The organism is Mesorhizobium sp. M0761 (assembly GCF_040320205.1).
Lineage (GTDB): Bacteria > Pseudomonadota > Alphaproteobacteria > Rhizobiales > Rhizobiaceae > Mesorhizobium.
This window is the reverse complement of record NZ_JAMYPF010000020.1, coordinates 1-19464: the sequence shown is the minus strand read 5'-3', so window position 1 is coordinate 19464 and position 19464 is coordinate 1. Positions and strand designations below refer to the sequence as shown.

At 63.4% G+C, this 19464-nt stretch carries 15 protein-coding genes and 1 pseudogene; 11 read left to right on the top strand and 5 right to left on the bottom strand.

All coding sequences use genetic code 11. The features are described from left to right. Positions 1-18 precede the first annotated feature (18 nt). The 4 genes from NKI32_RS25675 to NKI32_RS25660 are packed head-to-tail and all read right to left on the bottom strand — an operon-like array spanning position 19 to position 4101. Positions 19-1368, bottom strand: coding sequence for an aminotransferase class III-fold pyridoxal phosphate-dependent enzyme (locus NKI32_RS25675; RefSeq protein ID WP_023708115.1), 1350 nt, complete (start codon positions 1366-1368; stop codon positions 19-21). Between the two features lie 20 nt (positions 1369-1388). Beyond that, positions 1389-2051 carry an HAD family hydrolase gene (locus NKI32_RS25670; RefSeq protein WP_023738352.1) on the bottom strand — a complete coding sequence of 221 codons (663 nt, stop codon included), beginning with the start codon at positions 2049-2051 and terminating at the stop codon, positions 1389-1391. Further along, positions 2048-3331: a Tm-1-like ATP-binding domain-containing protein gene (locus NKI32_RS25665; RefSeq protein ID WP_353004173.1), complete on the bottom strand. Its 1284-nt coding sequence runs from the start codon at positions 3329-3331 to the stop codon at positions 2048-2050. The genes NKI32_RS25670 and NKI32_RS25665 overlap by 4 nt, the downstream gene beginning before the upstream one ends. Continuing rightward, positions 3331-4101, bottom strand: a complete 771-nt coding sequence (locus tag NKI32_RS25660) for an IclR family transcriptional regulator (protein ID WP_352446547.1) — start codon at positions 4099-4101, stop codon at positions 3331-3333. Before NKI32_RS25660 ends, NKI32_RS25665 begins: the two co-directional genes overlap by 1 nt. A 166-nt stretch (positions 4102-4267) precedes the next feature. Here NKI32_RS25660 and NKI32_RS25655 point away from each other — a divergent pair, with 166 nt between their 5' ends. From NKI32_RS25655 to NKI32_RS25645, 3 genes are all read left to right on the top strand, one after another. Beyond that, complete coding sequence (locus NKI32_RS25655) at positions 4268-5716, top strand: APC family permease (RefSeq protein ID WP_352762877.1); 1449 nt, start codon at positions 4268-4270, stop codon at positions 5714-5716. 63 nt (positions 5717-5779) lie between these two features. Continuing rightward, positions 5780-6973 carry a cytochrome P450 gene (locus tag NKI32_RS25650; protein ID WP_353004171.1) on the top strand — a complete coding sequence of 398 codons (1194 nt, stop codon included), beginning with the start codon at positions 5780-5782 and terminating at the stop codon, positions 6971-6973. After that, positions 6970-8457 carry an aldehyde dehydrogenase gene (locus tag NKI32_RS25645; RefSeq protein WP_353004170.1) on the top strand — a complete coding sequence of 496 codons (1488 nt, stop codon included), beginning with the start codon at positions 6970-6972 and terminating at the stop codon, positions 8455-8457. Before NKI32_RS25650 ends, NKI32_RS25645 begins: the two co-directional genes overlap by 4 nt. 175 nt (positions 8458-8632) lie before the next feature. On the opposite strand, the gene NKI32_RS25640 is transcribed toward NKI32_RS25645, so the two are convergent. Beyond that, entirely contained in the window at positions 8633-10921 is a 2289-nt protein-coding gene (locus NKI32_RS25640; RefSeq protein WP_023714908.1) for a mechanosensitive ion channel family protein, read from the bottom strand. 282 nt (positions 10922-11203) lie between these two features. Here NKI32_RS25640 and NKI32_RS25635 point away from each other — a divergent pair, with 282 nt between their 5' ends. The 8 genes and pseudogenes from NKI32_RS25635 to NKI32_RS25600 form a co-directional block, all read left to right on the top strand. Further along, the gene (locus tag NKI32_RS25635) at positions 11204-11806 is read left to right on the top strand and encodes an ANTAR domain-containing response regulator (protein WP_023667842.1); all 603 of its coding nucleotides are present in this window, start codon (positions 11204-11206) and stop codon (positions 11804-11806) included. 2 nt (positions 11807-11808) lie between these two features. Beyond that, positions 11809-13047 (top strand): CmpA/NrtA family ABC transporter substrate-binding protein, encoded by a 1239-nt coding sequence (locus NKI32_RS25630; RefSeq protein ID WP_352519560.1) that lies wholly within the window; start codon positions 11809-11811, stop codon positions 13045-13047. A 343-nt stretch (positions 13048-13390) separates the two neighbouring features. Beyond that, on the top strand, positions 13391-14719 hold the full coding sequence (locus NKI32_RS25625; RefSeq protein WP_031196724.1) for a CmpA/NrtA family ABC transporter substrate-binding protein: 1329 nt from the start codon (positions 13391-13393) through the stop codon (positions 14717-14719). Between the two features lie 62 nt (positions 14720-14781). After that, on the top strand, positions 14782-15672 hold the full coding sequence (gene ntrB / locus NKI32_RS25620) for a nitrate ABC transporter permease (RefSeq protein ID WP_023682697.1): 891 nt from the start codon (positions 14782-14784) through the stop codon (positions 15670-15672). Between the two features lie 10 nt (positions 15673-15682). Then, entirely contained in the window at positions 15683-16480 is a 798-nt protein-coding gene (locus tag NKI32_RS25615) for an ABC transporter ATP-binding protein (RefSeq protein WP_023682696.1), read from the top strand. 4 nt (positions 16481-16484) lie between these two features. Continuing rightward, entirely contained in the window at positions 16485-18935 is a 2451-nt protein-coding gene (nirB, locus tag NKI32_RS25610) for a nitrite reductase large subunit NirB (protein WP_023708118.1), read from the top strand. A gap of 5 nt (positions 18936-18940) precedes the next feature. Beyond that, positions 18941-19270 (top strand): nitrite reductase small subunit NirD, encoded by a 330-nt coding sequence (nirD, locus tag NKI32_RS25605; RefSeq protein ID WP_031197979.1) that lies wholly within the window; start codon positions 18941-18943, stop codon positions 19268-19270. Positions 19271-19273: 3 nt separating this feature from the next. Beyond that, a pseudogene (locus NKI32_RS25600) lies at positions 19274-19417 on the top strand (hypothetical protein); the annotation flags it as partial. Positions 19418-19464: the final 47 nt, after the last annotated feature.

Here is a 19464-nt window from a genome sequence, read left to right as displayed (position 1 = left end):
ATTGCGTCAGCGGGTCCATCAGGCCCTCGACAGACCTGCATCGATGGCCTCGCCGATTTTTGCCACGTCGGCGGCGCCGATGATCAGCGGCGGCGACAGGATGATGTTGTTGCCGGACACGCGCAGCATGACGCCGGCGTCATAAGTGGCTTCCGAAACCACGGCCATGGTCTTCTTGTCCACCGGCTTTTTCGTCGTGCGATCGGAGACCAGCTCTAGCGCAGCCATCAGGCCCTTGTACCTGATGTCGCCGACGATCGCGTGCTTGGCTTTTAGCCCCTCCAGCGTCGCCGCGAGCTCGATGCCGCGCGCGGCTGCGTTCTCGTCCAGGCGAAGCCGTTTGGTCTCGGCAAGTGCAGCCAGCCCTGCCGCGCAGCCGACAGGATGGCCGGAATAGGTATAGCCATGACCGATCGCCCCGAAGCTGGTCTTGTCGGCCTCGAAGACGTCGGCGACCTTGGCGCCGATCAAGGTGGCGCCGAGCGGGAAATAGCCCGAGGTGATCGCCTTGGCGATGGTCATGAAATCCGGCTTCACGCCGGATAGCCGCGAACCCGACCAGGCGCCGGTGCGACCGAAGCCCGTGACCACCTCGTCGGCGATCAGCAGGATTTCGTGGCGGTCGCATATCTCGCGCACCAGCGGCATGAAGCTGTCATGCGGAACGATGACGCCGCCGGCGCCGAGAACCGGCTCCATGATGAAGGCGGCAATGGTGTCGCCGCCCTGGAAGGCGATCTCATCCTCCAGCGCTTTGGCGCACAGTTTGGCCAGCCGCGCCGGATCGGTCTCATCGAACGGATTGCGGAAGGTCCAGGGTGCGGGAATGTGGAAGACGCCGGGCATAAGCGGCTCATAGTTGCGGCGGAAATTGGCGTTGCCGTTGACTGACGCGCCACCGAAATGGGTGCCGTGATAGCCCTTCTTCAGCGCGAGGAATTTTGTCCGGTCGCCCTGGCCGCGGATCTTCCAGTATTGGCGGGCGAGCCGCAGTGCGGTTTCGACCGAATCCGAGCCGCCCGAGGTGAAGAAGGTCCGCACCATGCCTTCCGGTTCGAACCATTCGCTGAGTTCGTAAGCGAGCTCGATCGACGGGCCGGTCGACGTGCCGCGAAACCCGGAATAGTAGGGCAGGGCGCTGAGCTGGTCGGCGATGGCCTTCTTGATCGGGTCGCAGGAGTAGCCGAGATTGACGTTCCACAGTCCGCCAACCGCATCGAGCACGGTGTTGCCGTCGATGTCGGTGACCATCACGCCTTCGCCTTTCATGATCACCTTTGGCGGGTTGGCCCGCATCTCGGCCGGGTGTGCCATCGGATGCCAGATCGGCTTGGCGTTTTTCTCGGTGAGGAAATTGATGTCGCGCATCGCAAGGCTCCGCAAATGTCTCAGGAGATGAGGTCGAAATGGCCGAGGGCCTCGGCATAGGAAAGTGCCGGCCGCGCGACGTCGAAATGAACGGTGCGCATGCCGGCGGCACGGCCGCCATCGACATTGCGCTGCTGGTCGTCAACGAACACACAGGCGCGGGCAGGCAGGCCAAGCGCCTCGGTCACCAAGGCATAGGCGCGCGGATCGGGCTTGAGGATGCGGGTATAGGTGGCGTCGACGATGGTGTCGAACAGCTCGAGCAACGGCAGCCGCTGACGGAAGCCGGCGCCATAGAACAGATCTAGCTCGTTGGACAGGATCGCCAGGCGAAATCCCGCCGCATGCACGGTCCGGATGGCGCGGACGGCTTCGGGCCGCACGATCTTTTCCGGCTCGGCTCCGCGTGCGCGCTGGACGAATGTCTCCATCGCCTGCCAGTCCTCGCCGACGAGCCGGCCGACTTCGCTGGTGCGGGTGCGCCAATAATCGCGCTCGCTGATCTCGTCGGCCTGCATTGAGCGCCACAGCGGATCTGAATCCGGGTCGAACGGCCCGTACCATTGCAGCGTTCCCGGCGCGAGGCCGAGCGCCTGTTCGGTCAAGGCATGGGTCTCGAAAAGGGTCCGGGTGACGACGCCGCCGAAATCGAGGACGAGCGCCTGGGCAGGAACAGCGCTCACGCAGCCACTCCCTTGGCCGGCATGCCGCGCGGGATGATGCCTTCCTCGACCCAGCGGTCGAAGATTTCGAGCGCTTTGCCGACGAACTCGTCGCTGTTGATGTGGGCGTCGATCTCGTGGAACTCGACGCCGGCGGGAATGGCCTTGCGCATCTCATCGGTGAACGCCGCGAGGGCTTCGGGTTCGTACAGCGGCTCGCCCTGCGCATCCCATTCCTGGATGCCGCCGGAGGGCAGGATGAAAGCGGAGCGCCCCTTCGACGCACCGAGCTTGGCGGCGATGGTCCTGGCGACTTCACGGCGGTCGGCGGCATCGACGGTGATCGAGCCGATCAACCTGTTATGAGCATGGAATGGCCGCTGCGCGAACTTTGTCGGCAGCGCCTGCCAGGTCGGCAAATCGACCATGTCTACGGCGCCAGGGGCTGCGATCTGCGGAATGCCGCGGGCGCCGGCATTCTCGAGCCGGTCGGCGCCGGAGCTGACGACCGAACCGGCAAGATGATTGGTGATCTCCTGCAGGCTGAAGTCGAACACCGCGCAGAAATGGTCCTGGCTGGCGATCGATTCGAAGGCCCGGCCCCCCATCCCGGTGGTGTGAAAGACTGCGACGTCATAGCCGCGCTGCTCCAACGCCGGCTTCAGCGTCTTCATATAGCGCAGGCAACTGCTGCCCAGCGAAGTCATGCCGATGGTCGGTCCGACCGCCGGGGCCGAAGCACGGGATGCAAGCACGATCCTCGCCGCACCGACCACCGCGCCGCAGGCCTGGGAAAGGACCAGCATGCAGATGGTGTTGAGGCCGTAGAGCCCGCCTGCCCACAGGATCATCATCAGGTCGGGCGCGACGCGCTCGGGCGGAATGAGATGCGAGTAGGCGATGGTCGAGACGACGAATTTCGGCACGCCGAGCGGCAGGCACAGCGCGACATCGAGCGCCAAATCGGTTCCCATCGAACCACCGATGGCGATGAAGGCGTCGATCTCGCCGCGCTGGTGAAGCTGGCGCACCAGCTGAACGGCGCCGACGGCCATCAATGTCATGGCGGTGTTTTCGTCGCCGCTCGAGACGATTTCGGCCATCGTCACGCCAGCGGCCCGCGCAACGGCATGCTTGTCGTGATCGGGACTATAGGCGGGGGCGCCCAGCACGCTGACATCCATCATCACGGCGCGGCCACCGGATGCCTCGATACACGCTTTCATGAACAGCAGTTCGTCGGTCTTGGTGTCGCCCGTGCCGATGACCAGGATGCGGGGCGTCGCCATATCTGCAGACATCAGGCCTGCCTCCTCAGGGTTTGCAGGTTTTCGCCATTGAGGCGCATCGAAATCTCCCGTGCCGCGGTCACAACCGCAAGCCCTCGTTCCACGATCGTAGCCGGTGTCGTCCTGGCCTTCGGGGCTGCCACCGCAATTGTCCCCAGCGCAAGACCATCGGCGGCGCGGATTGCAGCCGCGACGCCGATCACGCCGTCCTCATGGCCCTGGTCGCAGATCGAATAGCCGCGGTCGCGCGCCTCGCCGATCGACTTTGAAATGGCGGCCGGCTCGACGAGGGTATGATCGGTGAAGGCCTCAAGCGAACCTGTCAGGCATGCTTTCACGGTCGCGTTGTCGGCGAAGGCGAGATAGGCGATGCCGGAGGCGGTGGAATGCAGCGGCAGAAGCTGGCCGACATCGATGTTCACCCGGTTTGCCCAGCTTGAATGCTCGACATAAACGGTGATCAGCCTGTCGACGCCGAATTCCGACAGATGCACCGTCTCGGTTGTCGAACCCGCCAAATCCTGCGCCACGGGAATTGCCGTTTGCAGGAACGGGAAGCAGGCTTCGCGGATACGCGCCAGCCGCGACAGGCCGGCGCCGAGGCGATAGTGCCGCGTGCCGGCATCCTGCTCGACGAAGCCATGGCCGCCAAGCGCCATCAGCAGCCGCCGCGTCGTCGCCTTGTCCAAGGCGCACCGCCGCGCGAGATCGGAAAGTCCGAGCTCGGGCTCGTCCGCCGTGAACAGCTCCAGAAGTGAAATCGCCTTGCCGACCGTACCCATCCAGCCTCCCGCTCGGATAGAAACTTAATGTGTGAATTAACTTGACAGGCATCCGCATTCTTTGCAAGTCTATATTCAAAATAAGGGTTCAAATAATGAACCAATGGCATTCAGGGAACAGGCCGAGCGGCCGCGAACCCAGGGGTTCGTAAGACTGGAGGGACAAATGTCAGCAGTTTCGGAACAGGTGCCCGCCAACAGGCTGCGCAAGAACAGTCTTGGCGTCGGCGCTATCACCTTCATGGTGATTTCGGCGGCGGCGCCGCTCACCGCGGTCGCCGGCGGCACGCCGCTCGGCATGCTTATGGGCAATGGGGCGGGCTTTGCCGGCACCTATCTTATCGTGACCGTGTTGCTGCTGCTGTTTGCGGTCGGCTACGTCGCCATGTCGCGCCATGTCGGCAATGCCGGCGCCTTCTATGCCTATGCCGCGCGCGGGCTGGGCGGTTTTGCCGGCGGCGCAACCGCAATCATCGCGATCCTGTCCTACAACGCCATGCAGATCGGGGTCATGGGCCTGCTGGGGGCCGCGACCGCCGGCCTGTTCGCCGGCTGGGGCATCGACCTGCCCTGGTGGGTGTGGAGCTTCATCGCCGTTGCCATCGTCGCGGTGTTGGGCTACCGCCAGGTCGACCTGTCGGCCAAGATCCTGACGGTGCTGGTGCTGTGCGAATACATCGTTGTGCTGGTGCTAGACCTCGCCATCCTCAAGACCGGTGGCGACAGTGGTCTCTCTGCGGCGCCGTTCAGCTGGAGCCAGATCGTCAGCGGCTCGCCCGCCATCGCCATCCTGTTCTGTTTCGCCGCCTTCATCGGTTTCGAGGCGACGACGATCTACGCCGAGGAAGCCCGCGACCCCAAGGTGACCATTCCGCGCGCCACCTATTTCTCCGTGCTGCTGATCGGCGTCTTCTACATGGTCACGGCCTGGCTGATGGCGGTCGGCGCCGGCGTCGACAAATTGTTGCCGGCACTGCAGGCGCTTCAGGATCCGACGACTTTCCTGTTCGGCCTGTCCGACCGCTACGCCGGAACCATGCTGTCGCACGCCATGGGCATCCTGTTCGTGTCGAGCCTGTTTGCCGGCGTGCTGGCGTTCCACAACGCGGTTGCCCGCTACATCTACGTCTCGGGCCGCGAGAAGCTGTTGCCTGAAGCGATCGGCGTGACGCATTCAGTGCACCAGAGCCCGCATGTCGCTTCCGTCATCCAGAGCGTGTTGGCAGCGATCGTTATCGGACTGTTCGCGATACTCGGCCTCGATCCGGTTCTGGCGCTGTTTTCCTGGCTGACCAATGTCGCGACGCTGGGAGTCATCGTCATGATGGCGGTGGCCTCGCTCGCCGTGGTGATGTACTTCCGCGCCAACCCGTCGACGCAGGAGAATGCGCTGAAGACCACCATCCTGCCTGGGCTGGCCTTCATCGCTTTCGTCGTCATCATCTACCTGATCGTCATTAATTTCGGTGGCCTGTCCGGGGCCGGTGGCTTCCTTGGCGTGTTGCTGCCGGGGCTGGTGCTGATTGCCGCGGTGGTCGGCCTGCTGCTTGCCGGTGCGTTGAAGAGCCGGGATCCGGTTGCCTTCGAAAATCTCGGCGTGCCGCTGAAGGACTAGGACAAAGGACAAGGGGGTAGCGCGTTCGGCGCCGCCCCTTTCCATCGCAAGGGAGTAACGGCGTTGAGCTTTGCCGAGAGCATCACCGTTGAGGCGCTGGAAGCCGATCCGTATCCGATCTATGCGGAACTGCGGCGCAGTGCGCCTGTCGCTTTCGTGCCGGCGGTCAATCTCTGGTTCGTCACCCGCTGGAAGGACGTCGAGACCGTCGCAAAGTCACCCGACATCTTCTCCGCCGTCGTCGGTACGTCTCCGGTCGAACGCTCGTTCGGCAAGCCGACCATCCTGACCACCGACGGCGAAACGCATAGACAGCTGCGCCAAGGCGTCGATCCGAAATACCGGCCGCGCACCGTCGCCGCCTATGCCGGCGATCTCGTACGGTCGATTGCCGAACCTTTTCTCGACCGGATCGCCGAACAAGGCTCCGCCGAGCTGATGGCGGATTATTTCGAGCCGGTGTCGACGCTCAGCCTGGCGCGCTCGCTTGGCCTTGCCGACATCGACATGCCGACGCTGCGCCGCTGGTTCTATGGCCTTGCGCAGGGCGCCATCAATTTCGAGAACGACCCGAAGCGGCAAGAGATCGCCGACGCGATCAGCGCCGAGGTCGGCGCAGCCATCCGGCCGACTCTGGATAGACTGGCGCGCGCACCCGACGACTCGGCGCTGTCGCATATGCTGCATGACGGCATGCCGGAAGGCACGACGCGGCCGATCGATTTCTTGATGCCAAGCATCAAGGTCATCCTGCTTGGCGGCATGCAGGAGCCCGGACATGGTGCCGGTTCGATCCTCGCCGGCCTGCTTGCGCATCCCGAACAATTGCGGCAGGTGCTCGCCGATCCCGAGACCTTTGTGCCCAGGGCTGTCGATGAAGGCTTGCGCTGGGTGGCGCCGATCGGCACCCAGACGCGGCAGACGACGCGGGCGGTCGAGCTTGGCGGCGTAACGATCCCTGCCGGCGCCGCGGTCGCTGCACTTGTCTCCTCGGCAAGCCGCGACGAGAGCCGCTTTGCCGATCCAGACCGCTTCGACATCAACCGCAGGGAAGGCAATCATGCCGCCTTCGGCTTTGGTCATCATTTCTGTTCGGGCCGGTTTTTCGCGCGCGAGCAGATGTGCCTTGCATTAAGGCTGCTGCTCCTGCGCTTCCCCGATCTCAGCCTGGTGCCGGGCAAGGTGCCGGTGTTTCGCGGCTGGGAATTCCGAGCGCCAACCACGTTGTATGTTTTCCTGGGAGTCCGCCACCAATGATCAGCCAGAATGCCATCGACGCGCTGCGCAAGACGGAGATCGGCGAGCGGGGCTTGTTTATCGATGGCGTACAGGCCGCAGCGACGAGCGGCGCGACGCTGGCGGTGATTTCGCCGATCGACGGCCGCCCTTTTGCCAGCATCGCCGACGGCAATGCCGCCGACATCGATCGCGCGGTCCGATCGGCGCGAAAAGCATTCGAGAAGGGTTCATGGTCGCGCGCCGCCCCTGCCTTTCGCAAGAAGGTGCTGACGAAATTTGCCGAGCTGATCGAAAAACATGTCGATGAGCTGGTCGTGCTTGGCGTGCGCGACAACGGCACCGAGATCGGCATGGCCTACAAGGCCGAGCCGCTGTCGGCGGCCGGCACCATCCGCTACTACGCCGAGGCGATCGACAAGGTCTATGGCGAGATCGCGCCGACGGCCGACAATGTGCTCGGGCTGATCCACAGGGAGCCACTCGGTGTCGTCGGCGTCATCGTGCCGTGGAACTTCCCGCTGATGATCGGTGCCTGGAAGATTGCGCCCGCACTGGCCACCGGCAACAGCGTCGTCGTCAAGCCGCCGGAGATCGCCTCGCTGACCTTGCTGCGGCTGGCCGAACTCGCAAGCGAGGCTGGACTTCCCGAAGGCGTGTTCAACGTCGTTACCGGTCATGGTGCTGTCGCCGGCGAAGCGCTTGGCCTCCATATGGATGTCGACGCCATCGCCTTTACCGGATCGGGGCCGGTCGGCCGGCGGCTGCTCGAATACTCCGCCCGTTCCAATTTGAAGCGGGTCTTCCTCGAGCTTGGCGGCAAGTCGCCCAACATCGTCTTTGCCGACGCTCCGGACCTGAAGCAGGCGGCGGTCGTCTCGGCTAACGGCATCTTTCGCAATTCAGGCCAGGTCTGCGTGGCGGGCTCGCGTCTGCTCGTCCAGTCGTCGGTCTATGATCTTTTCATGGACGAACTTGTCTCGGCAACCACGCGGCTCAAGGTCGGCGACCCGCTCGATCTCGCCAGCGATATCGGTGCGGTATCGAGCGCCGAACAGCTGGACAAGAATCTCGGCTTCGTCGCCATGGCGCAAGCCGAAGGCGCCCGTCTCGTCGCCGGTGGCGAACGGATACTGACCGAGACCGGCGGCAGCTACATGGCGCCGACGATCTTCGAGAACGTGACGCAAAAGATGCAGTTGGCGCGCGAGGAGGTGTTCGGACCGGTGCTCGGCGTGATGCGCTTCGAGACCGAGGAGGAGGCGGTGCATCTGGCCAACTCCACTGTCTACGGACTTGCCTCGGCGGTGTGGACCGCCAATCTTTCCACGGCCCATCGCATGGTGCGCGCCATCAACGCCGGTGTCGTCCACGTCAACACCTATGGCGGAGCCGATATCACCGTGCCGCTTGGCGGCGTCAAACAGTCCGGTTTCGGCCGTGACAAGTCGCTGCATGCGCTGGAGAAATTTGTCGACCTCAAGACCGCCTGGATTGCGCTCTGAGCCTCGCGGAAAGGCCAGCATATCTGCTCTTTTCGTCAAGCTTGGCCTCAGAACGCCACGCTGGTGCTGGTTGGCGGCGATCAGGTCGTCGCTATCGGCAGCTCGACTAGCGTGGTGTCGCGGGTCCAGGCTTTGCGCGGAAAGCCGTGTTGCGACCGGCGGGTATCACAGCGTCCTACTCCGTTGTGCCGGCTTTTTTTCTGCGCCGATTGGTGTGCGACTGGGCGACGGCCATTCGTAATTCAGGTGTGACCTCCAAACGCGCATTCTCTGTCCCATGCGGGTCTTGCAGCCCCTGGACGTGGACGGTCGGGAATGGGAGCTCGATGCCCTGCTCCTTGAAGGCCTGGCGGAGGCGCAAAAAGAACCTGCCTTTCATGCTGAAGGCGCCTCCAGGTCTGGTCGTGACCTTGACCCTCAAGACGATGCCGTACTCGCCGAACTCCTGCACCCCCTGCATCTTGATCGGTTCGATCACCCAGTGTTTGAACTCCGGATCTTCCGCCAGTTCCAGGCCAATTCGCTTGATCAGTTTGCGAGCAAAGTCGATATCGGTGTCATAGCCAACGGTGATGTTGAATTTGTCGGTGACCCAGTCACGGCTCTGGTTCTGCACGGCGCCGAGTTCGCCGAAAGGTATCGTGAACAGCGGACCACGATGGTGGCGCAGCTTCACCGAGCGCAGCGAAAAGCTCTCCACCGTACCCCTGTAGCTGCCCGATGAAATGTATTCGCCGACACGGAAAGCATCGTCGAGCAGATAAAACACGCCAGAGATCACGTCCTTGACGATGGTTTGCGCGCCAAAACCCACGGCGACGCCGACGACGCCGGCGCCGGCGATCAGCGGGCCGATCTGGATGCCGATCGAAGCGAGCATCATCAGCACCGCCATCACGATGATCACTGCTAGCAGAATGTTCTGGATGATCGGCAACAGCGTGTGCAGCCGCGCCTGATGCGGATCGAGGGTGAGGATGTCTTCTTCGCTCACCACCGCTTGCGGTATCGCGACGCCCAGCTTTCGTTCGATCAAGGCTTTGATGATCGACCAGCCGAAATCGGCAGCAAGGGCAATGACCACGACGTTGATCAAGCCGCGCAATATGAGCATGGTGGTCGTATCGCTGCCGCGCATGGATTGCATGTCCAGGCCCAGTACGCGTGCGAGAAGGTAAGCCGCCGCGAGGATGAAAATCATCCGGATACCGCGATCGATGACAGCGATCGTCACCGCCGGGATCGTCGGCCGGCCGGCATCTTCCGAACCGGGCCGCAGGACGAAATTAACCCCGCGCTCTGTCAGCACAATTGCCAAAGGCAGGAAGAATGCGGTGAAGGTAAACCAGAAGAATGTGTAGAGGCCGGCAATGCGTTCGAGGAACAGAACGACGAAGTAAGCCGTCAACAACCATGTCACTGCCGTGTGACCGCTGTGGCGCGCGCCGTCTCGCTGCGTTCTTGGCCGACGCCAAATGGCCAGCAGGAAGAGCAACAGCAGGATGAAATCGGCGCCCACCGACAGGACCATCATTCCGTCCTGGTCTATGCCGAGACCCGGCAAGAGGACAAACGCGGCGGCGAAGAAGGCGAAAACGCCGACGATCCGGGGCAGCCAATAAGCCCAATGGTCAGCAGCTCCGTTGGTGATCGGCAGGGCACGAACCTCGATGGCGTGCTCGACCTCCATGAAAGAAGGGACGAGCGTGGCCATCACGTATAGGCGCACAGCCCACGTAAAGACCGCAGCCATCAGAAATGTCAGCACAATCTCGCGGATGAGCGCTGGCCAGTCGAACAGCATGAACGCACCGGCGCTGCCCAGCGCGAACGAGCCGATCATCATGCTGGAATAAAGCGTGCGGCCGCCGATCTTCTTGGCCCGCCCGATGGGCGTATCTCTGGGTTGCGCGATGATCCAAAGACGAAATGGACGGGTGAGCTTGTATATTGCCCAGGTGAGCGCCAGGCCGGCAGCGATAAAGATCGCAATCAGCACCAATATGCTGACGGGGCCCTTGCTGGACATATCGTCCATTGTCTGGGCCCGGACGCGCGCGAACTGGCCTGGCAGTGTGGGCACGGTTCGCACGATTTTCTCGATGTGATGCTTGATCCGATCGAGCGTCGAGGATGCCATTGTATTCATCTGGCCCGGTGCGGCCACGGCGTCGGCCGGCGGAGCGCCAGCCGCAGCAGGCGCTTCCGTTGATCCAGCGGCCGGATTTCGTTGCTCGGCCACCCAGGCCTTCACCGACGGATCGTCGAGAAGCTCGAACAGCTGTTTGACCTTGTCGGGCGCGACTGCGGCCGGTGACTGCGCCTGTGCCGGGCCAGCCAGCAGGAGGGCGATCCCAAGGACGAACGGCCCGGCAATCAGGGCAAACTTCGTCGTCAGGCCTCCGAGACGCCGTGCCGGGCGCGCCAGCTTGCTGGCTCCCAATCGTCGATTCATGAGCAGCATCGTGCGGTAACCTTCCGGTCAGATCGGCGAGCAAGGACAGCTATGTCCGTCGTTGCCCCCACCTTTAACAAGCCGATGTTGCGGTGCAAGTCTCATCGCACCTAGACCGTTGGGTAGGGCACCAGGCGACCGGCAAGGCTGTCATCACCAGTGCCAGCGTTGCGCTGCATTCCTTGTCCCGACCACCTAGACCGGGTCGTTGTCGGTCGGGGGTTGCTCCGCGGCGGGAGCCTGTGACCATGCCGCATTGCACAATTTTGCGACCTTGCCCACAATGCACGCATGGTCCGCAGCTCACTCGCCGTCCTGGTCATCGACGAAAACCGTATCCGCGCCGCGATCATCGAGGCAGGTTTGCGCGAGGCCGGCCATGAGCGGGTCACCGTCATCCACGACGTGACCGGCATTGCGCGGCGCATCGCCGAGATCGAGCCGGACGTCATCGTCATCGATCTGGAAAACCCGAACCGCGACATGCTGGAAAACATGTTCCAGCTGTCGCGTGCGGTGAAGCGGCCGATCGCCATGTTCGTCGACCGATCGGACCAGGCATCGATCGAAGCGGCGGTCGATGCCGGCGTTTCGGCCTATGTGGTCGACGGCCTCAGGCAAGAGCGCGTCAAGCCGATCCTGGACATGGCGGTCAGCCGCTTCAACGCTTTCTCGCGCATGGCGCGCGAGCTGGAAGAGGTTCGAGGGGAGCTTGAGAGCCGCAAGGTGATCGACCGTGCCAAGGGCATCCTGATGAAGTCGCGCGGCCTGACCGAAGAGGCCGCCTACACGCTGCTGCGCAAGACGGCGATGAACCAGAACCGCAAGATCGGCGACATTGCCCAGAGCCTGGTGACTGCCGCCGGGCTGCTCGGGCCGTCGGAGGACGAATGAGCATGAGCGCCGAGCACCAGATCACCGCCGGCTTCATGCCGCTCTTCGACAGTGCCGTGCTGGTTGCGGCGGGTGAGCTTGGATTTGCCGCACGCGAGGGCATCGATCTCACACTGCACCGCGAGACCTCCTGGGCCAACATCCGCGACCGCATCGCCATCGGCCATTTCCACCTGGCGCACATGCTGGGGCCGATGCCGCTCGCCTGCAATCTCGGGCTGACGCCGCTTGCTTCCGAGACCATCGTGCCGTTTTCGCTCGGGCTTGGCGGCAATTGCATCACCATCTCCAACGCCGTCTGGGAAGGCATGGCGGCACACGGCGCCATACCCGATCTTGAGCCCGCGCGCGCGGGCGCAGCCCTCGGTGCCTTCATTCGCGACCGCGCCGGGGCTGGCGGCGATCCGCTGCGCTTTGCCGTGGTGCACCCGCATTCGGGGCATAATTACGAACTGCGCTACTGGCTTGCCGGGTGCGGCATCGATCCGGAGCGCGAGATCGAGATCGTCATCGTGCCACCGCCCTTCATGGCCGATGCGCTGGTCGCCGGGCGGATCGACGGCTACTGCGTCGGCGAGCCCTGGAACAGCGCCTCGGTCGCCGCCGGCACCGGCCATATCGTCACCGTCAAGGCGCTGCTGTGGCGCAACAGTCCGGAGAAGGTGATCGGCGTGCGCAAGGCCTGGTCGCAGGAGAACCCGGTCGCGCTGGCAGCATTGCTGCGCGCGCTGCATCATTCGGCGCGCTGGTGCCAGGATCGGGACAACCACGCCGAACTGGCTGGTGTGATGGCTCAAGCTGGCTTCCTCGGCCTGCCACCAGCTGTCCAGATGCCGATCCTGACCGGCCATCTTGAACTGGGCGGCGGCGCCGAACTGGATGTCGACGACTTCTTCCTGCCCTTCGACAAGGCGGCGAACTTTCCGTGGAAGAGCCATGCGCTGTGGTTCTATACGCAGATGGTGCGCTGGGGGCATGTCGAGCACACGCCGGAAAACCTTGCTATCGCCCGTGACTGCTACCGTCCCGACCTCTACCGCTCGGCGCTAAAGCCGCTTGGCGTTGCACTTCCCGGCGCCAATGCGAAGGTCGAGGGCGCGCTTAAGGTCGCTACGGCTGTCGGTGCGACCGGGGCAGGCTTGGTGCTTGGGCCAGACGGCTTCTTCGACGGTCAGACCTTCGACCCCGACGAGATCGACGGCTATATAGCGCGCCAGAAAGCCGCTCGCGCGGAAGCCTGATCATTCTCGCGCCATTCTTGTGCATTGCACAAAAAATGTGCGTGCGATTGCTGTAATGAACAATCTTTGACCTGCTTGCGATGTCGTCTCGCGTGCCGGCGTCTGGCGCGTAATGTTGATTTCATTTAGGTTTTTCGTTTCACTCAGAACTGGCACGGTTCCTGCTTTGAATTAGCCAGGCCCTTCGCGGGTCACGGAACAGGCGTCCAATGGCGGGCGCCACAGGCAAAGCTGCCGCTCAGGTCAACGACGCGATCCCGGATGTACGGACGCGCGAGGCCTGGACGGCGGCTTTTTTGTTTTGGCCACTCGACGAAGCCCTCGCGTTCAACCGGAGATTACGATGAAAGAAAAAATAGGGAAATGGATCGGGACGGGAACATCGCTCAAGGATGTGACGCGCCGCGATTTTCTTGTCAGCAGCGCCATGACGGCCGGCCTGTTCGTGGCGGCCCGCAAGCTCTTCCCCTCGGGCGCCTATGCCGCCACGACCGCTCCGGAGGTCACCGGCGCGAAGCTCGGCTTCATCGCGCTGACCGACGCGGCGCCGCTGATGATCGCCAAGGAGAAGGGGCTGTTCGCCAAGTTCGGCATGCCCGACGTCGAGGTGCTCAAGCAGGCCTCCTGGGGCGCGACGCGCGACAATCTGATGCTCGGCGGCGAAGCCAACGGCATCGACGGCGCTCACATCCTGACGCCGCTGCCCTATCTCATGCACATCGGCAAGGTGACGCAGAACAACCAGCCGATGCCGATGGCTATCGTGGCGCGGCTCAACTACGACTGCCAGGGCATTTCGGTTGCGCAGGAATACGCCGGCACCGGTGTCGGCCTCGACGCCTCCAAGCTGAAGGACGCCTTCGCCGCCAAGAAGGCGGCCGGCAAGGAAATCAAGGCCGCCATGACGTTCCCGGGCGGGACCCATGATTTGTGGCTCCGTTACTGGCTGGCCGCCGGCGGCATCGATCCCGACAAGGACGTCTCGACCATTGTCGTGCCGCCGCCGCAGATGGTCGCCAACATGAAAGTCGGCAACATGGACGTGTTCTGCGTTGGCGAACCGTGGAACGAACAGCTCGTCCACCAGGGCGTTGGTTTCACCGCCGCCACCACCGGCGAACTGTGGAAGGGTCATCCCGAAAAGGCGCTCGGCCTCCGCGCCGAATTCATCGACAAATACCCGAACGCCACCAAGGCGATCGTGATGGCCGTCATGGAGGCCCAGCAATGGTGTGAGGCCACGGAGAACAAGGACGAGATGGCCGCCATCATCGGCAAGCGGCAATGGATGAACGTGCCTGTCGCCGACATTATCGGCCGCCTCAAGGGCGACATCAACTACGGCAATGGCCGCGTGGCCACCGGCACTGACCTCTACATGAAATTCTGGAAGGGTGGCGTCTCCTATCCCTACAAGAGCCACGACAGCTGGTTCCTCGCCGAAAACATCCGTTGGGGAAAATTCGCGCCGACCACCGACATCAAGACGCTGGTCGATCAGGTCAATCGCGAGGATATCTGGCGCGAGGCGGCGAAGGATCTCGGCGTTGCCGCAGCCGATATTCCGGCCTCGTCGTCGCGTGGCGTCGAGACCTTCTTCGACGGCAAGATTTTCGACCCGGCCAACCCGTCGGCCTATCTCGACAGCCTGAAGATCAAGGCATCGGCTTGACCGGCGCAAACGGCGCGTTGCGCCGTTTGTCGCCCGCATCGACCCCGGAGTTATTGTCAGACATGTCCATCCAAGCCATTGAGGAAACCACGGTGAAGGCGTTCCCCGCCAAGCCTGCCGCGGTCATCGCTTTCACCGCCAAAGCGCGGCGCCGCTTCGACCCGATCGCGATCGCCGGCAGGCTGGCCACCGCCCTGGTGCCGCCGGTCATCGTTATCGCCTTCATGCTGGTCGTGTGGCAGATCGCCTGCTCGTCGCCGACCGCCAGCCTACCGCCGCCCAGCCAGGTGTGGAACGAGGCCTATGACCTGATCGCGCATCCGTTCTTCAACAACGGCCCGCAGGATATCGGCCTTGCGTGGCGGGTGCTGATCTCTCTGCAGCGCGTCGCCATCGGCTTCGGCCTGGCGGCGATCGTCGGCGTCGCGCTCGGCGCCCTGGTCGGCCAGTCGATCTGGGCCATGCGTGGCCTCGATCCGGTGTTCCAGATACTGCGCACCGTGCCGCCGCTGGCCTGGTTGCCGCTGTCGCTGGCTGCTTTCCGCGATTCCAGCCCGTCGGCGCTGTTCGTTATCTTCATCACCTCGATCTGGCCGATCATCATCAACACCGCCGTCGGCGTGCGAAACATTCCGGAAGACTACCGCAACGTCTCACGCATCTTGCGGCTCAACCAGTTCGAATTCTTCGTCAAGATCATGGTTCCGGCCGCCGCACCCTACATCTTCACCGGCCTCAGAATCGGCATCGGCCTGTCCTGGCTCGCCATCGTCGCCGCCGAAATGCTGACCGGCGGCGTCGGCATCGGCTTCTTCATCTGGGACGCCTGGAACTCGTCGCGGCTGCCCGACATCATCGTCGCGCTCGCCTATATCGGCGTCACCGGTTTCTGCCTCGACCGCCTGGTCGCTGCGGTCGGCGCTTTCGTCACCCGCGGCACAACGGCAAAGTGAGGAGAGGGCGATGACGGCCTATCTGAAGCTCGACCATATCGACAAATCCTTTGCCCGCGGCGGTCAGGTCAGCGAGGTGCTCAAGGACATCAGGCTGACCATCGACAAGGGCGAATTCGTCTCCATCATCGGCCATTCCGGCTGTGGCAAGTCGACCTTGCTCAATCTGATCGCCGGGCTGACCAAGGTTTCCGCCGGCGCCGTGCTGCTTGAAAACAAGGAGGTCGACAGCCCCGGACCCGAGCGCGCCGTGGTGTTCCAGAACCACAGCCTGCTGCCATGGCTCACCGTCTACGAAAACATCAGCCTGGCGGTGTCGAAAGTCTTTGGTCGTTCCAAGAGCAGGACCGAACGGCATGACTGGATCATGCGCAATCTTGATCTCGTGCAGATGGCCCATGCCAAGGACAAGCGGCCGGCCGAAATATCGGGCGGCATGAAGCAGCGCGTCGGCATTGCCCGGGCGCTTGCCATGGAGCCGAAGATCCTGTTGCTCGACGAGCCGTTCGGTGCACTCGACGCGCTGACGCGCGCCCATCTTCAGGACGCGGTCATGGACATCCATTCCAGGCTCGGCTCGACGACGATCATGATCACCCACGATGTCGACGAGGCGGTATTGTTGTCCGATCGCATCGTCATGATGACCAACGGTCCGGCGGCTACCATCGGCGAGGTGCTTGCGGTGCCGCTGGCACGGCCGCGTCGCCGCGTCGAACTCTCTTCCGACCGCACCTTTTTGCGCTGCCGCGAAGCGGTGCTGAAGTTCCTCTATGAACGTCATCGCTTCGTCGAAGCCGCGGAGTAACGCCATGACCGAAAAGCTCGTCATCATCGGCAACGGCATGGCCCCTGGGCGCATGCTGGAGCATCTGCTCGAACAGGCGCCGGGCCGCTACACCGTGACCATCTTCAACGCCGAGCCGCGGGTGAACTACGACCGCATCATGCTGTCGCCGGTTCTCTCCGGCGAAAAGGCCTATGAGGAAATCATCATCCACGGCGACGGCTGGTACATCGCCAACAACATCACCCTCTACAAGGGTCACAAGATCGTCGCCATCGACCGGGCGGCCAAGACCGTCACCTCCGACCACGGCGTCACCGAGCCTTACGACAAGCTCGTCATCGCCACCGGATCAGTGCCTTTCATCATTCCGGTGCCCGGTCACGATCTGCCGGGCGTGCTGACCTATCGCGACCTCGACGATGTTCAGGCCATGATGCTTGCCGCCCAGTCGCGCGCCAAGGCCGTGGTCATCGGCGGCGGCCTGCTCGGGCTGGAGGCGGCAGCAGGTTTGAACGCCCAAGGCATGGACGTCACCGTGCTGCATGTCATGCCGACATTGATGGAGCGTCAGCTCGATCCAGCCGCCGGCTATCTCCTGCAGCGCGCGGTGGAACAGCGCGGCATCAAGGTCATCACCAAGGCCAACACCCAGGCGATCACCGGCAACGGCAAGGTCGGGCAGGTGGAGCTTGCCGACGGCACCATCATCCCGGCAACGCTGGTGGTGATGGCGGTCGGCATCCGGCCGAATGCGGCGCTGGCCAAGGAGGCCGGCATAGCCGTCAATCGTGGTATTGTCGTCGATGCCGGCATGCGCAGCAACGACCCCGACGTCTACGCGCTCGGCGAATGCGCCGAGGTCAACGGCCAGGTCTACGGGCTGGTCGCGCCGCTCTATGAGATGGCGCGCGTTGCCGCGAACCAGTTGGCCGGCAACGAGGCAGCGGCCTTCGTCCACATGGACACGCCGACCAAGCTCAAGGTCACCGGCATCGACCTGTTCTCGCTTGGCGACTTCGCCGAAGGCGAGGACCGCCAGGAGATCGTGCTGCGCGATGCCGCCGCCGGCGTCTACAAGCGCCTTGTGCTCAAGGACGACCGCATCATCGGCACCGTGCTTTATGGCGAGACGGCGGATGGGGCCTGGTTCAACGATCTCAAGAAGAAGCAGACCGACATATCGGAGATGCGCGACACGCTCATCTTCGGCCAGTCCTACCAGGGGGGTGCCCCGCTGGACCCTATGGCGGCCGTTGCAGCCTTGCCGGATGATGCGGAAATCTGCGGCTGCAACGGCGTTTGCAAGGGAAAGATCACCGGCGCGATCACGGCCAAGGGCCTGGCTTCGCTCGACGACGTGCGCGCCCACACCAAGGCATCGGCTTCCTGCGGTTCGTGCACCGGGCTGGTCGAGAAGCTGATGGTGCTGACCATCGGCGACAAATACAACCCGGCCGCCGTGCAACCGATGTGCGGCTGCACAACGCTCGGCCATGACGAGGTGCGCCGGCTGATCATCGCCAAGAGCCTGAAGACCATTCCCGCCGTCATGCAGGAGCTGGAATGGACGACCTCCTGCGGCTGCGCAAAATGTCGGCCGGCGCTCAACTACTACCTCGTCTGCGACTGGCCGAACGATTACGCCGACGACTATCAGTCGCGCTTCATCAACGAACGCGTCCACGCCAACATCCAGAAGGACGGCACCTATTCGGTGGTGCCGCGCATGTGGGGCGGCGTCACCAACGCCGCCGAACTGCGCGCCATCGCCGACGTCGTCGACAAGTTCGAGATACCGATGGTCAAGGTCACCGGCGGCCAGCGCATCGACATGCTGGGCATCCGCAAGGAGGATCTGCCGGCGGTGTGGGCCGATCTCGGCCAGGCCGGCTTCGTCTCAGGCCATGCTTACGCCAAGGGCCTGCGCACGGTGAAGACCTGTGTCGGCTCCGACTGGTGCCGCTTCGGCACGCAGGATTCGACCGGCCTCGGCATTCGCATCGAGAAATTCATGTGGGGCTCGTGGACCCCGGCCAAGGTTAAGATGGCGGTGTCGGGCTGTCCGCGCAACTGCGCCGAGGCGACCTGCAAGGATGTCGGCGTGATCTGTGTCGACAGTGGCTACGAGATCCATTTCGCCGGCGCCGCCGGCCTCGACATCAAGGGCACCGAAGTGCTTGGCCTGGTCAAGACCGAGGACGAGGCGCTGGAGCATATCGTGGCGCTGACGCAGATGTATCGCGAGCAGGGCCGCTATCTCGAGCGCATCTACAAATGGGCCAAGCGCATCGGCATCCCCGAGATCAAGCGCCAGATCATGGACGACGGTGCAAAGCGCAAGGCCTATTACGAGCGCTTCGTCTTCAGCCAGAAATTCGCCCAGGTCGACCCGTGGTCGGAACGCGTCTCCGGCAAGGACAAGCACGAGTTCCGGCCAATGGCTTCTGTCGGGTTTGCGCAGGCGGCGGAGTGATCAAAATGGACTGGATATCGATCGGCTCACTCTCCGACATCCCGCGGCGTGGCGCGCGCTGCGTCGACACACCCGAGGGTAAGATCGCCGTCTTCCGCACGCAGGACGATCAGGTCTACGCCATCGACGATCATTGCCCGCACAGAGGTGGGCCGCTGAGCCAAGGCATCGTCCACGGCACCGCCGTCACCTGTCCCTTGCACAATTGGGTCATCTCGCTGGAGACGGGCAAGGCGCTCGGCGCCGACGAGGGCGTGGTGCGCACCATTCCTGTGCGGATCGAGGGCGAGCACCTGTTCATTGCGCTGAAAGCGCTGGCCAGCCGCGCGGCCTGAAGCATGGAACCTGGCGAAGCGCGCGAGGTGAGGACCACCTGCCCCTATTGCGGGGTAGGTTGCGGCGTGCTGGCGAAGGTCGCCGCGGACGGTGGAGTGACTGTCAGCGGGGACCCCGACCATCCAGCCAATTTTGGTAGGGTGTGCGGGAACTTTGTCTTTTAAACCACTGGAGATGGCGAAGATCTTTAGCG

Coding starts and splice junctions, on each gene's coding strand:
- NKI32_RS25635 (WP_023667842.1), top strand. CDS start 11,204: ATGGTCCGCAGCTCACTCGCCGTCCTGGTCATCGACGAAAACCGTATC.
- NKI32_RS25630 (WP_352519560.1), top strand. CDS start 11,809: ATGAGCGCCGAGCACCAGATCACCGCCGGCTTCATGCCGCTCTTCGAC.
- NKI32_RS25655 (WP_352762877.1), top strand. CDS start 4,268: ATGTCAGCAGTTTCGGAACAGGTGCCCGCCAACAGGCTGCGCAAGAAC.
- nirB (WP_023708118.1), top strand. CDS start 16,485: ATGACCGAAAAGCTCGTCATCATCGGCAACGGCATGGCCCCTGGGCGC.
- NKI32_RS25640 (WP_023714908.1), bottom strand. CDS start 10,921: ATGCTGCTCATGAATCGACGATTGGGAGCCAGCAAGCTGGCGCGCCCG.
- ntrB (WP_023682697.1), top strand. CDS start 14,782: ATGTCCATCCAAGCCATTGAGGAAACCACGGTGAAGGCGTTCCCCGCC.
- NKI32_RS25625 (WP_031196724.1), top strand. CDS start 13,391: ATGAAAGAAAAAATAGGGAAATGGATCGGGACGGGAACATCGCTCAAG.
- NKI32_RS25675 (WP_023708115.1), bottom strand. CDS start 1,368: ATGCGCGACATCAATTTCCTCACCGAGAAAAACGCCAAGCCGATCTGG.
- NKI32_RS25615 (WP_023682696.1), top strand. CDS start 15,683: ATGACGGCCTATCTGAAGCTCGACCATATCGACAAATCCTTTGCCCGC.
- NKI32_RS25645 (WP_353004170.1), top strand. CDS start 6,970: ATGATCAGCCAGAATGCCATCGACGCGCTGCGCAAGACGGAGATCGGC.
- NKI32_RS25660 (WP_352446547.1), bottom strand. CDS start 4,101: ATGGGTACGGTCGGCAAGGCGATTTCACTTCTGGAGCTGTTCACGGCG.
- NKI32_RS25665 (WP_353004173.1), bottom strand. CDS start 3,331: ATGTCTGCAGATATGGCGACGCCCCGCATCCTGGTCATCGGCACGGGC.
- nirD (WP_031197979.1), top strand. CDS start 18,941: ATGGACTGGATATCGATCGGCTCACTCTCCGACATCCCGCGGCGTGGC.